The organism is Pseudodesulfovibrio sp. 7M6, from assembly GCF_050058625.1.
In the GTDB taxonomy this organism is placed as follows: domain Bacteria; phylum Desulfobacterota; class Desulfovibrionia; order Desulfovibrionales; family Desulfovibrionaceae; genus Pseudodesulfovibrio; species Pseudodesulfovibrio salinus.
On the sequence record NZ_CP188816.1, the window covers coordinates 327,293 to 340,631 of the forward strand.

Sequence of the window (13,339 nt, forward strand, 5' to 3'; positions counted from 1 at the left end):
GCTTTTTAATAGTTTGATTTTATTAGATTTAAAATTATTTTTGATGGTTGTGGCAAGAATGGCACGATCGATGCAATAAAGAAAGCAACTTCCTTTTTTTGCACCGAGAAAATTCAGGCCTCCGCAAGGAGGCCTTTCTCGTTTTTAAGGGCTAGGGATTTTGTTCCAGCATCTTCCGGTATTTTTGGACCATGGTCTCGAGAATGCCTTCCTGTCGAATCTGGCCAAATGCATTACTGATGCGATCCACCATCTTTTTGTCGGTTTCGAGGCTGAAGGCCATGTATAGATTTTCGCTGAGGAGAGGGAGCACAGGGACCCAGTAGTCGGACGCTATGCCGGCCTCTTGCAGACGGTAGATCTGCGACAGCAGGTCACATGTCGTCAGATCGATGCGGTCGTTTTGTGGTTGCGATTTAAGGATATTGAAGAGCTCGTTGCAGACCGGGAATATCTGTTTGCCTTCGACAAAGCCGTGCTTAAGCAGGAAAAGGTGCGGCGCGGCATCGCGGGTGACGCCTATCCGGTAGGCTTTTGCCTCTTCCAGTGTGTTTATCCGGATATCGTTTCTGGTCTTGGGGCGCATGATGTATGTGTCGACGTTGAGGCCGTCCATGGCGATCCATTGGAACATCTCTTCCCGTTCCGGCAGCTTGTACATACTGTAGATGAGGACATTGGGCTCTTGCCTGGCCAGCCTATAAGCCCTGGCCCAAGGCAGAACCTCGATGGTGTAGTCCACTCCGGCCCGGTCCAGGGTGGCGCGGACAACTTCCGTGACCAGCCCGACCGCCTGTCCGTTTTTTTCGTAATTGTACGGAGGCCAGTTTTCTGTGACCACGCGGAGCGATGCGCCGAAGACATGCGTGCTGCATGTCAGGATGAGTAAGAGCACTAGAAGAAAGGAACGCACCGCCAAGCCTCGTATTCAGGATTTGGCTAATACATGGTAGCCATTTGAATTTATAATAAAGCCTATCCCGTTCATTCTGTCTAGCTTTTTTGAGGCGGTTGTTACTTTGGGGGACGTTTGAACACGTCGGTGACGCGGCGAACCGTGTCCTTGCCGGATCGGAAGACGTTGCCTGCGGTGTCTCCCATGCCGTGGACCACTTTGGACGTACCGTTCTTGAGTGCGCCGGTGGAGCCTTTGATCAGTACTTTGGTCACGTAGGCCACGGTCCCTGTGCTCAGGCCCATGAACATGCGCGCGGCCTGAAAAGTGGCGTTGCGCCGCATGGCCCCTCGTCCGTCCAGGGACAGGGAAAGGTAGTTGCGCGCGATGATGCCGCAGCGCAGGGTAAGCAGACAGTTGGTGGAACCGGAGAGGACAGAGGAGGTGATGACTCCGGCAATGGCCTGGGCTCCGGGCAGCGCTCCCACGGCCGATCCGCCGACCAGCGGGGCCATGAGCTCGCGCACATACTCCTCGATGCCGATGTCCTCCACCGATCCGGCCAGAAAAGTGGTGGCCGCAATATTCGTGTAGAGGTTGATCACCTCGCGCGGGTGGGGGCGCTGGTTGAATATCCGGGCCAGCCGCCAGACCATGCGTGTTATCAAAAATAGGACCACCAGCGCATCCAACCGCCCGTTCTGGGACAGGGACGTGCCGATGAAGACCCGCTTTCCCGTGGCCCGGATTTCCTCATCGGCTTTCTTGCCCAGAAGGGCCAGGGCGGGCTCCATATCTTCCTCTCCACGCATGGAAAGCCCGGCTTGGCGCACTAGTTTGTTGGACCTGAGGCGTTTTATGAGCGCGCGCCGGAAATCCGCCATTTCCGCTTCCGTGGGCGCAGCGTGCAGCAGCAACGGCCGAGGCCTGAGCAGCAGCTGCCCAAGGCCGTAAAGCATGAAAGCGGCGACCACACCGGTGAGGGACCAGAAAACCCATGGCTCCAGCACCGGGTTCACGCGTCCGGCGAAGGCCGCCAGTCCGGCGATGCAGTCGTTCAGAAACGCCAGGAAGGCGGCGAGGATGATCAGGCCGACAATGGTCAGCAGATGTTTGAGATAGCGCGGCATACAGTCACTATAGGATATTTCGCGCGCGGGGAAAAGCTGGTTGCACAGCGTTTCGTAAGAGGTGGGCGAAAAAAACGCCCTGCCCGGAATTTCCGGACAGGGCGATGTGAAGTCGGTGTTGTTAGGCTGCCGTCGGCGGATCGGGCAGGGCAAGGATGGGGGCGATGATGTCGCTCATGGCCTTGCCGGTGGCCGTGTCGCGGTGAACCTTCATGAAGGGGTAGCCCTCGTCGCCGGAGCGGGTCACTTCCGGGTCCAGGGGAATACGGCCCAGGAAGCGGACTCCCGCCTCTTTGGCCAGCTCTTCGCCACCACCGGAATTGAAGATGTCGTGGACCGCGCCACAGCTGGGGCAGGCAAAGCCGGACATGTTCTCGACAATGCCGAGGACCCGGTTACCCACCTCGCCCACAAAGGAGACGGAACGGCGCACATCGTCGATGGCCACGCCCTGCGGGGTGGTGACGATGACGGCCATGGCCGTTTGGCCGAGGGTCTGCAGGGTGGAGAGAGGCTCGTCGCCGGTTCCCGGAGGGCAGTCGACGATCAGGTAGTCGAGGTCGCCCCACATGACGTCCTCCACGAACTGCTTGATCAGGCCGATCTTGACCGGGCCGCGCCAGATAACTGCTTGACGGTCATCCTGGATCAGGAAACCGAGGGACATGACGGAAAGATTTTTGGACCAGGGCACGGGTTCCATGACATCCACACCCATGTGCGGCTGCTTGCCCTTGAGGGCGAGCAGGCGGGGGATGCTCGGGCCGTGGACATCGACATCCAGCAGGCCGACCTTTTTGCCAGCCAGGGAAAGGGACACGGCCAGATTGGCCGCAACCGTGGACTTGCCCACGCCGCCTTTGCCGGACATGACCACGATCTTGTGTTTGATCCGGCTCAGGGTCTTGTTCAGTTTTTCATCGGGATTCTGGTCGCATCCCGTGCTGCTGCTGCAACTGCCGTCGGGGTTGGCAGAGGAGCATCCGCTGCAATCGCTCATGGTGTTCTCCTGAAGACGGCGGGTTGCCCCGCCCTCGGCTTGGTGGTTCGATAGACCGGCAGAACCGGTAACGTGAGAGGAATAGTCATCGTACGGGAAATGTCAAATGGGTGCGTCCCCTTACCTGGCGGGGACAGCCCGGCATGGCCAGGCTGGAGAGGTCGCCCGCGCGCATGGCGGAAACGGTTTGGGATATGGACCCGGTCAGCCAGGGCCGAACTTCCACCCCGGCACGTTTGAGGCGGGCGAGGGTATCCGCGCCGATAGCGCCGCAAAGCAAATAAGATACCCCGCAGGCCAATATGGCGGATGTCCTGTCCATAGGGTCCTTTGAGGGAAGGGATAGGAGGCCTGCGGGGTAAATATCATTGTCACGTATTTCAAACAGCTTGTAACGGTCCGCATTTTCGCAGACCGAGGCCAGCCGGTCCTTGTAGCAAGCAAGACAAATGCGATTGTGGGGCTCAGGAATCATGTTCACCTGTTTCCCCCGGCGGACCCGTGCCGGACTTCTGAAAAGGTAGCACAGATCATGCCATAAAATAAAACATATGATATCAATGGGTTATAATTTTTGTGAACAAGATTATGGCGAATTTTTAGCCTATTATTGACGGGTTAGGGCTAAAAAAACGCCCTATTTTTTAGGGGTCAGCAGGCGACGAAGCGTGTCTTTGGTAATGCCCAGTTCGCGGCAGGCGGCCATGCGGCGTCCCTGGTTTCTTTCCACGGCGTGCCGGGCGGCGCGCCGTTTGATTTCATCCATGCTGCCGTGCAGCCCGCTGTCGGACGTTTCGGTTTCGGCCCGGGCCTGTAGATAGTCGGGCAGGTGCTCCTGCTGGATGAAACCGGAAGTGCAGAGGATAAATGAATACTCCAGGATATTTTCCAATTCGCGGACGTTGCCGGGAAAGTCATGGCGCAGAAACAGGAGTAGCACGTCCTCGCTTACGCCCTGTATCTGCTTTCCCTGCAGGGCGTTGAACTGTTCCACGAAGTGTTCGACCAGCAGGGGGATGTCCTCGCGCCGTTCCCGCAGGGGAGGGAGCTGGAAGGTTACCACGTTGAGCCTGTAGAAGAGGTCCTGGCGGAACCGTCCGTCCGCCACCCGCTTTTCCAAGTCTCGATTGGTGGCCGCCACGACCCGTACGTCCGCTTTGATCGGAGTTACGCCGCCCAAGGGTTCAAAGGTTTTTTCCTGCAGAAACCGGAGCAGTTTTACCTGGAGCGGCCCGGGCAGGTCGCCTATTTCATCCAGAAAGACCGTGCCGCCCTCGGCCAACTCAAGCCTGCCCGGCTTGTCGTGGCGGGCGTCGGTAAAGGCTCCGGCCTTGTAGCCGAAGAGTTCCGATTCCAGCAGGTTTTCCGGCAGCGCGCCGCAGTTGACGGGCACAAAGGGTTTGTCGCGCCGCGAACTCAGGGAATGGATGGCCCTGGCAAAGAGTTCCTTGCCCGTGCCGGATTCGCCCAGCAGCAGGGTGGTGGCCTGGCTGGAACTGACCTGGGGCAGGATGCGGAAGATGCGGTCCAGGGAGGGGCTGTGCCCCACGATATCCTCGAACCGGTACAGGTCCTTGACCTTGCGGCGCATGGCCTGAATCTCTGTCAGGTCGCGGAAGGTTTCGACCCCGCCCACCACCTCGCCGTCACCGTTGATCAGGGCCGAAGCGGAGATGGACACCGGCAGGCGGCTGCCGTCGCTCTTGATAATGAAGATGGACTTGTTGGTGATGCTGACGCCCCGGCGCAGACACTGGGCCACAGCGCAGTTGCCGTCGCACAGGCTGGAACGGAACACGTCCCAGCACTTGCGCCCCACGGCCTCGTCATAGCTGACGCCGGTTATCCGTTGGGCGGACTCGTTGAAATACGTGATGTTCCAGTTGGCATCCACGGTGAAGAGCCCATCCGCAATGGAGGCGAAAACGTCTTCGAGAGGCAGGTTCTTGGGAAACGGCATGGAATCGGTATACCCTGCACCGGGCCACATGCCAATGGCCGTATGGCGGGAACGCGATAAAAATCGCGTATCGCCAACCGGGCAGGGAACTGGTATTGTCGGGGCATAACCATCCAATGATGAGGAGATAAACTGTGGCCGAACCAGACCGCTGCCCATGGTGCGGCGCCGATCCGCTCTACGTCGAGTATCACGATAGGGAATGGGGCGTGCCGATTTACGATGACCGCGACCTTTTCGCCAAACTCATTCTGGACGGGGCGCAGGCCGGGCTGAGCTGGATCACCATTCTGCGACGCCGCGAAAATTACTACACGGCCTTTGATGGGCTTGATCCTGAAAAAATGGCCCGTTACGACGATGCCAAGATAGAGGAGCTGTTGGCCAATCCCGGGATCATCCGCAACCGGCTCAAGGTCCGGGCCGCTCGGGCCAATGCACAAGGCTATCTTTCGATCCTGGAAAAGGAAGGCTCGTTCAGCCGGTTTCTGTGGCAGTTTGTGGACGGCCGTCCGGTCCAGAACAACTGGCGCACCCTGGCCGAGGCCCCGGCGCAGACCAAGGCCTCCCAAGCCATGAGCCGGGCGCTCAAGGGGTATGGCTTCAATTTCGTGGGACCGACCATCGTCTATGCGTTCATGCAGGCGGTCGGTATGGTCAACGATCATCTGGTGGACTGTTTCCGGCATCGGGAGTGTCGGGAGTTGGGAAATGCCGGAATCGACACGTAACACTTGAAATTTATGGGTGAAAGAACCTATTGATTCTTTGAAATCAGTCGATAATAGGGTATTCGGATACTGGGCAGAAGCCTTTTCGCAGAGAGAGTCAAAGGAGCAGCAATGTTTGGGAAGTGTTCGAGACCATGGTATTCTTTGCTTTATAACAAGACCACTTATGGTCCTTGCGCCTACTATCGTATGTACAACGATACGTCGGCTCACACCATGGCCTCGCCCGAGGATATGGACGCCATGTTCAATTCTCCGGAAATGCGCACGCTTCGCCGTAATATTGCCGAGGGCCGCATTGAGGGGACTCCCTGCGCCTATTGCCTAGGAGGAGGCAAGGGGGACATGCCGTTCCCGGATTTTTCCCACAAGCGGAATCCCTCGTTCGAAAAATTGCTGGAACGTGCCAAGGCTGCTTTTGAAAAGGGAGAAGACCATCTTGATTATCCGGCCTTTGATTTTACGATCAACAGCCCGAACAAGTGCAATCTGAAATGTATCATGTGTGACCAGGGAGCGCCGTCCATTGATACTAAAATGACGGATTGCGTTGATTTCAAAAAAATTGTCGGATTGATGGAGCTGCTTTCCTGGGACAATGTGGCGAGCATAATCGTCACGGGCGGCGAGACTCTCTTGACGCAGGAGTCATTGAACTTCTTTCGTGATTTTGGGGAAATGGATACCAGTGATGCCCAACTGGTCATCGCTTCCAACGGGCAGCTTATCCACCGGCATGTCGATCTCTTTGAGAAAATAGACAACCTCGTCTTCGGGTTCAGCGTGGATGGGTGCGAAGACATCTACGAGTCTATCCGGGTCGGTGCCAAATGGGACGTGCTGCTGCAAAACATGCGAATCATGGCGGACATGCGGAAGACCCGCCCGGGCTGGCATATCTATCTTGAACCGGTGGTGATGCGTCGTAATCTGCACCAGCTTTGCGATCTCATCGATCTTTCGGATGAATACGGTTTTGAATTCAGGGTAACGCCGATTCGGGGCAATTATCTGGAAGAGAACATTTTCGCTTTTCCGCATCTGCTTGAGGGAATGGACTGGGAAAATATGCTGGCCTCGGCAAGGGACAAGGCCCGTGTGAACTATCCGGCTACAGCCGAAAAGATTGATATGCTTATCCGTGAAATCAAGGCCTCCCTGAATTGCGAGCAGAGCAGTTCCTACAGCATCTCAACGCGTGAGCGGGATGACCAGATTCTCCAATTTCTTGCGGATACCTTCGGAGAGCGGAAATTCTCCATTTTCGGAACCTCGGATGTCCTGCTCTATCTGCTGACCAATCACCGGGGTATTCCCGGTATCGTCCGGGTGAGCGATTTTGCCTCTCGCGAAGGTCGTTACTGCGGCTATCCGTTTGCGGCTCCTGAACGTCTTCTGGAAGACGACACCCCAATTCTGCTGGCATCGCCGACATTCAAAACGGCAAAGTATATGAACTGGTTGCAGGATAACGCGCCAGGCAGGGATATTTTCGTCCTTCCGTTCTGGTCCGAAAAAACGGATCGGCACATGCGTTCCATTGCCGAGGAATTGGGCGATAAACCCGTGGCGGCATTCGGCGCGGGTGGCTCGGCCATTTCCCTGCTCGCGTCCAGTCCTCTTTCCCGGTTGAACATCACGGTTTTTTCGGACAACAACAAAAAGAAATGGGGCGATCAGGTCAAGGGCGTACCGATTGTCCCTCCGGAAGAACTGCCGAAGATTACCGATACGGTGGTTATCCTGAGCCAGAGTTTCGAGAAGGTCATCGCCAACCAGCTTTCCGAGCGGTTTGGCGACAGCCTCCGCGTTGTAACGCCCTTCACACTGCCTCAGGCGTAATCCGGGTACCTGCTGCGGGGAAGCTTTTCCCCGTAGCGTATTAGCATGCGCAAGGGGCTGTGCGGACAGGAGTTCCGTGGTTGGATGCGGTCCGTTATTTGCCTGCCGGAACCTCCGATGCCCTCAAATTTCCAGATTTTTTTTCGTCTGGGCGAGACAGTTTCCTTGCAAAAGCGAAACACTTCCATTAGCGTCCGACCCTATTCGGTCCGCTTTTTTCATCGTCGGCCGGGAACGGTTTCCCGGCGGCCCACCATACACATTCTGAGGAGGAATGATGAAACGTATTGCTCTCTGCCTAGCCGTCATGCTCTGCATGCTGACTGCGGCGGTTGCCAGCGCCCAAGCGGGTGCCCTGGAAGAAATCGTCAAGCGCGGCGAACTGCGCGTCGCCTGTCAGACCCAGTGTCCTCCCTTCAGCTTTATGGACAAGAACGGCGAGCGCACCGGCTCTTCCGTCGAGTTCTGCAAGCTGATGGCCAAGGAAATGGGCGTCAAAATCAAATTTCTGGACTATGACTGGGACGGCCTGATCCCGGCCCTGCTTTCCGGCAAGGCCGACCTGCTGGCCGCCGATATGACCGCCAACCTGCAGCGCGCCCTGAAGGTCTCCTTCACCGATCCGTTCTACTACACCGGCTCCGTTGCCTTGACCAAGGCCGACTCCACGCTGACCTCCTGGGATCAGATCAACCAGAAGGGCGTCAAGGTCGCCGTTCTGCTCGGAGGTACCGGCGAGGCCGACGCCAAGCGTCTCTTCCCCAATGCCGAGATCAAGTCCTACAAGGGCGGCGGCCCCATGGTCATCAACGCCGTCATGGCCGGCAAGGCCGATGTGGCTGTCAACGACAAGACCTCCATCATGGGCTCCCTGGCCGCCTTCCCCCCGCATTCCACCAAGTTCGTGGGCGACATCATGTCCAAGCAGCCCCTGTCCTTTGCCGTTCGTCACGAGGACGAGGACCTGCGCCAGTGGATGAACCTGTTCTTCAACTGGATCCGTTCCGACGGCCGCTACGACGCCAACATCAAGTACTGGGTCGAATCCAAGGCCTGGGAAAAGGATCACTAGACCGTAATGGTGCGCCATGCCCTTTCCGGGGCATGGCGCACTTTGTTTCGGATTCGCTCTCATGCTCGAATATTTCAATTTTCGCATCATCTGGGAATACATGCCCCTCTTTCTCGACGGGCTGTACCAGACCTGCTGGATTTCGCTGGTCGGCATCATCGGCGCGCTGATCATCGGCATGGTGGCCTGCGCCTGCCGCATTTCCGGCATCAAGTCCCTGTCCGCCCCGGCCGTGATCTACATCGAGGCCGTCCGTTCCACGCCGCTGCTGGCCCAGCTCTATTTTCTCTATTTCGGTCTGCCGTCGCTGGGCATCGAGGTCAATGAACTGACCACCGGCATCGTGGCCCTTTCCCTCAACTCCGGGGCCTATATGGCCGAGATCCTTCGGGGCGGTTTCAAGGGGATTCCGGGAGGGCAGGTAGAGGCCGCCATGGGCCAGGGGTTCAATGTCTACCAGCGGTTCCTGTTCATTTTGCTGCCGCAGGCGCTGGCCAATACCCTGCCGCCGATGCTCGGCCAGGCCATCGTCCTGGTCAAGGACTCCGCCGTGCTGTCGCTGATTTCCGTCATGGAACTGACCCGCGCGGGCCAGGTGCTCAACTCCGAGCGATTCATGCCCTCCGAGGCCTTTCTGACGGTCGCCGTTCTTTATCTCGTCATTTACTACGTGCTCAAGGGCGTGACCAAGTACTACCAATTGCGCATGATGCGTTTCAGGAGCGCCTAAGCCATGTGGGAATTCTATTTCGAACAGCTCCTGCGCAGTCTGCCCATGTTCTGGAAAGGGCTCGGCATGACCGTGGCCGTGTCCGGCCTGAGCCTGATCGGCGGCACCATCATCGGTGTCGTTACCGGTATTCTGCGTGCCAATCGGCGCACCGTGGCTTCCCGGGTCCTGTCCATCTATGTCGATTTCATGCGCGGGACGCCGTTTCTGGTTCAGATCTTCATCATCTTCTTCATCCTGCCGGAGTTCGGCGTGCAGATGGAGGCGTTTACCGCCGCAGTGGTCAGTCTGACCATCTATGCCGGGTCCTACATCTGCGAGATCGTCTGCGCCGCCATCGAGGCCGTTCCGTCCGGGCAGGAAGAAGCCTGCCGTTCCCTGGGGCACACCCATTGCCAGACCATGTTCCTGGTCATCCTGCCCCAAGCCATGCGCATGGCGCTGCCCGCTCTGGTAGGCCAGTACGTCCTGCTCATCAAGGATTCGTCCATCGTCTCGGTCATCGGGCTTACGGACATCACCCGCGCAGGCTGGCTGACAGTGCAGCGGGTGCCGGAAGGGCTCATGGTCTTCGGCCTTGTCGGGCTGCTTTATTTTGTGGTCTGCTTTCCGCTCATTCATCTCTCCAACTATCTGGAGCGGCGTTTCTCCACCGGAGAGCTGAAGCTTTAGCCCAATAATCCCTGCGGGGGGGCGATAGCCCTTCGCATTCCTCTTTCGCAATAAAAAGGCCGGAGACAGTGTCCCCGGCCTTTATTAAATCAATACTGTTATGGTTACTTTTTGAGGACTGCCGCACCTGCCTTGGCTACGGATTCATCTTCGTCCACGCTGCCGCCGGATACTCCGATCGCGCCGATGATGACGTTCTTTGAGTCAACCAGCAGCACGCCGCCGGCAAAGATCACCAGACCGTTGTTGCTGACCTCGATGCCGTACAGCGGCTGGCCGGGCACGGCAGCGGCACCCAGGGTGCGGGTGGGCATGTTGAAGTAGCGGGCGGTGACGGCCTTCTTGATGGAAATGTCGATGCTGCCGAGGAAGGCGTCTTCCTGGCGGTAGAAGGCCTTGAGGTTGCCGCCTGCGTCCACGATGGCGATGTTCATCGGAACTTTGACTTCCTTGGCCTTTACCAGGGCCGCATCCAGCACCTTGCGGGCCTGGGCCAGGGTGATGTTGCCGGGCAGGGTCTTGACGGGACCGTCGGCAAGAGCGGGAAGGGCGAGCAGCATGATCGCGAGAACGAACAGTCCGGAAAGCATGAGTTTGCGCATGAGTTTCTCCTTGAGTTGGGCAGTAACGTTGTTCGACGGCCATTTTATGCCCGGCCCGCGTCCCATGCGAGGTCGGACGGGAAAAAGGTTCGCCGAATAGGTCGTTACGCCACCTGGAAAAAGCGTGCAACCACCTGGGAGTCTTCTTCGCATTGACACCCCTGCCCACGGGTCTTACACCTCGCGTATGAACCAGTATGCCCCCTCTCTGACACAGGCGCACCAGCAGTTTCTTTCCGACCTTTTTCCCGGCGAGGGATGTCTGCTCTCGCCGGAGGAACGTGCCGCATTCTCGGCGGACTCCAGCCGGTGCCATGCCATGCCCTGGGCAGTGGTCCGGCCGGAAAACCGGGACCAGGTGATCGAGTTGCTGCGCTGGGCCGAGGCCGAACACATGCCGCTCTATCCGCGTGCCAGGGGTACCTGCCAGGTCGGCAATGCCGTCCCCTCGCTGGGAGGCGTGGTCATTTCGTTGTTGCGCATGAACCGTATCCTGGACGTGAACGCCGACGATTTCGCGGGCGTGGTAGAGCCGGGGGTGGTCACCGCCGATTTTCAGGCCGCCTGCGCCGCAAAGCAGGTCTTTTATCCGCCGGACCCGGCCAGTGTGAAGATGTCCACGGTCATAGGCAACGCCTCCACCTGCGCCGGGGGCCTCAGGGCCGTGAAGTACGGCGTCACCCGCGACTGGGTGCTCGGCCTGGAGGCCGTGCTGCCGGGCGGAAAAGTATTGCGCACCGGGGGGCGGATGCACAAGGACGTGGTTGGCCTGGACCTGACCCGCCTGTTTGTCGGTGCCTGCGGCAAGCTGGGGCTGATAACGGAAATGACGGTCAAGCTCATTCCGCTGCCCGAGGCCTCGGCGTCCGTGCTGGTCGGTTTTGCCGATCTCGCCGCCTGCATGGAGGGCGCGCGGGCCGTTTTTCGTGCCGGGCTGCTTCCGGCGGCTTGCGAGTTCATGGACGAGACCGTGCTGAAGGCCGTGCGAAAGATCGACGACGTGCCGTTGCCGGAGACAACCCGGGCAGCCCTGCTTTTCAAGGTGGACGGCACGGCCGGGGGCGTTCGGGCAGAGACAGAACTGTTGTGCGCTGCCCTCAAGCCGCTCTCGCCCGTGGGCATGATGGTCGGGACCGGCGACGAGGAAGAGGCGGTCTGGACCGTGCGGCGGCGTATTTCCCCGGCAACGTTTCAGATCAGGCCCAACAAGGTGGCCGAGGATATCGCGGTGCCTCGCTCCCGCGTGGGCGAGGCGGCGGAGCGGGTCCACGCCATAGGCCGGGAGTTCGGATTGCCCGTGTTGTGCTACGGCCATTTGGGCGACGGCAATCTCCATGTCAGCATCATGCATGATGTTTCTGTGCCGGGCGAGGTGGAAGCGGCGGGAAAGGCCAAGACTGCCGTCTTTCGTCTGGCCATCGAGCTGGGCGGCACCATCTCAGGCGAGCACGGCACCGGCCTGACCAAGGCTGAGTTCGTGGCGGAGCAGCTTTCGGCCGAAACCATCGCCCTCATGGACGGCATCAAACGGAATTTTGATCCCAGCGGCATCATGAATCCGGGAAAGGCGTGGTAGCATGGCGGAAAAACAATGCATCCTCTGCGGCACCTGCATGGCGGTGTGCCCACTGCTGCGCGCCACCGGGCGGGAGGAATTCTCCCCCCGCGCCAAGTCGGACCTGAACCGGCTGCTGGACGAGGGTGGGGCGGACCTTTCCGGCGAATCGGTCGCAAAGCTGGCCGGGTTCTGCCTGGGGTGCCATCGCTGCAAGGATGTCTGTCCCCAGGGCGTGGATGTGCCGGAGATCGTGGCCCGGCTGCGGGCGGCTCATCCCGACTTTCGCCGCTGGCTGTGGAAGACGTGGTTGACCCACGCCAAGAGCCTGTGGCCTGCGGGTTCCGCCGCGGCCAAGGCCGTGCCCGAAGCTCTGGTGCCGGAAAAGTTCGGCACCTCCCTCAAGATGCTGGCCGGAATGTCAGGCGGGCCGGGACTAACGCCGTTCGTGCAGGCCGACAAGTTTCCGGACACTTACCGGGGTGAGCGTGTGTTGCTCTTTGCCGGATGCACGGCCACCTACGTCCGCAAGCGATGGCAGGCCACTGCCCGGCGGATGCTGGACGGCCTGGGCGTGGAAATTCTGCATTCTGATTTTTCCTGCTGCGGCTCCGGGCTTTCCGCCGTGGGCCTGAGCGGTGAGGCCGGGGAACTGGCCGAGCGCAATCTCGCCATCTGGCGCGCTGCCGGAAAGCCCAAAGTTGTTGTCTTCTGCGCCTCCTGCCTGGAGGGGCTGCGAGACTACGCCTGTGCCGACCTGGAAGAGGGTGCCGAGTGGCGCAATTCACTGACACCACTGTCAATCGTTTTACATGATATAGGCTTTGTGTTATCCCCCAACGCGACGTTCGACGTCGGGTACCATCACCCCTGCCACGCGCAGGAGCCGGACCCGGATCTCTCCCTGCTGCGCAGGATGCTCGGTGACCATATCGGTGCGGTCACGGGCAGGCAGTGTTGCGGTTTCGGCGGCGTCATGCGCCTTGCCGCGCCGGAGTTGTCCGCCTTGGTCAACGCCGAGTGCTGGCAGACGCTCGCCGGTGCCGGACTGGTGCTGACCGGCTGTTCCGCCTGCGTGAACCAACTCGCCTCAACGGCCCCGGAGGGCGTGGCAGTAAGGCATTGGCTGGAGATCATCAAATGAGGGTAT

General features: G+C 59.1%; 13 protein-coding genes. 7 read left to right on the forward strand and 6 right to left on the reverse strand.

All coding sequences use genetic code 11. The features are described from left to right. Positions 1-151: 151 nt before the first annotated feature. The 5 genes from ACI0FG_RS01460 to ACI0FG_RS01480 form a co-directional block, all read right to left on the reverse strand. Positions 152-895 carry a substrate-binding periplasmic protein gene (locus tag ACI0FG_RS01460; RefSeq protein ID WP_419786783.1) on the reverse strand — a complete coding sequence of 248 codons (744 nt, stop codon included), beginning with the start codon at positions 893-895 and terminating at the stop codon, positions 152-154. 119 nt (positions 896-1,014) lie between these two features. Then, positions 1,015-2,025 (reverse strand): DUF697 domain-containing protein, encoded by a 1,011-nt coding sequence (locus ACI0FG_RS01465; protein WP_419786784.1) that lies wholly within the window; start codon positions 2,023-2,025, stop codon positions 1,015-1,017. 121 nt (positions 2,026-2,146) lie between these two features. Continuing rightward, entirely contained in the window at positions 2,147-3,025 is an 879-nt protein-coding gene (locus ACI0FG_RS01470) for a P-loop NTPase (RefSeq protein WP_419786785.1), read from the reverse strand. Between the two features lie 85 nt (positions 3,026-3,110). Continuing rightward, positions 3,111-3,500, reverse strand: a complete 390-nt coding sequence (locus ACI0FG_RS01475) for a NifB/NifX family molybdenum-iron cluster-binding protein (protein WP_419786786.1) — start codon at positions 3,498-3,500, stop codon at positions 3,111-3,113. Between the two features lie 162 nt (positions 3,501-3,662). Continuing rightward, the gene (locus ACI0FG_RS01480) at positions 3,663-4,985 is read right to left on the reverse strand and encodes a sigma-54 interaction domain-containing protein (protein ID WP_419788337.1); all 1,323 of its coding nucleotides are present in this window, start codon (positions 4,983-4,985) and stop codon (positions 3,663-3,665) included. 134 nt (positions 4,986-5,119) lie between these two features. On the opposite strand from ACI0FG_RS01480, the gene ACI0FG_RS01485 reads away from it, so the two are divergent. The 5 genes from ACI0FG_RS01485 to ACI0FG_RS01505 all read left to right on the forward strand — a co-directional run bounded on the left by ACI0FG_RS01485 (position 5,120) and on the right by ACI0FG_RS01505 (position 10,032). Beyond that, complete coding sequence (locus tag ACI0FG_RS01485; protein WP_419786787.1) at positions 5,120-5,716, forward strand: DNA-3-methyladenine glycosylase I; 597 nt, start codon at positions 5,120-5,122, stop codon at positions 5,714-5,716. A gap of 189 nt (positions 5,717-5,905) precedes the next feature. Further along, positions 5,906-7,558, forward strand: coding sequence for a radical SAM protein (locus ACI0FG_RS01490; protein WP_419786788.1), 1,653 nt, complete (start codon positions 5,906-5,908; stop codon positions 7,556-7,558). Between the two features lie 277 nt (positions 7,559-7,835). After that, positions 7,836-8,630: an ABC transporter substrate-binding protein gene (locus ACI0FG_RS01495; protein ID WP_419786789.1), complete on the forward strand. Its 795-nt coding sequence runs from the start codon at positions 7,836-7,838 to the stop codon at positions 8,628-8,630. A 61-nt stretch (positions 8,631-8,691) separates the two neighbouring features. Beyond that, the gene (locus tag ACI0FG_RS01500; protein WP_419786790.1) at positions 8,692-9,360 is read left to right on the forward strand and encodes an amino acid ABC transporter permease; all 669 of its coding nucleotides are present in this window, start codon (positions 8,692-8,694) and stop codon (positions 9,358-9,360) included. Between the two features lie 3 nt (positions 9,361-9,363). Further along, positions 9,364-10,032: an amino acid ABC transporter permease gene (locus ACI0FG_RS01505; protein WP_419786791.1), complete on the forward strand. Its 669-nt coding sequence runs from the start codon at positions 9,364-9,366 to the stop codon at positions 10,030-10,032. A 104-nt stretch (positions 10,033-10,136) separates the two neighbouring features. Here the strand turns inward: ACI0FG_RS01505 and ACI0FG_RS01510 are convergent, their stop codons facing one another. Further along, positions 10,137-10,634 carry a GlcG/HbpS family heme-binding protein gene (locus ACI0FG_RS01510; RefSeq protein ID WP_419786792.1) on the reverse strand — a complete coding sequence of 166 codons (498 nt, stop codon included), beginning with the start codon at positions 10,632-10,634 and terminating at the stop codon, positions 10,137-10,139. A gap of 187 nt (positions 10,635-10,821) precedes the next feature. Between ACI0FG_RS01510 and ACI0FG_RS01515 the strand changes: the two genes are divergently transcribed. Together ACI0FG_RS01515 and ACI0FG_RS01520 are read left to right on the forward strand one after the other, a co-directional pair. After that, complete coding sequence (locus tag ACI0FG_RS01515; protein WP_419786793.1) at positions 10,822-12,210, forward strand: FAD-binding oxidoreductase; 1,389 nt, start codon at positions 10,822-10,824, stop codon at positions 12,208-12,210. A 1-nt stretch (position 12,211) separates the two neighbouring features. Further along, positions 12,212-13,333, forward strand: coding sequence for a (Fe-S)-binding protein (locus ACI0FG_RS01520; protein ID WP_419786794.1), 1,122 nt, complete (start codon positions 12,212-12,214; stop codon positions 13,331-13,333). Positions 13,334-13,339: the final 6 nt, after the last annotated feature.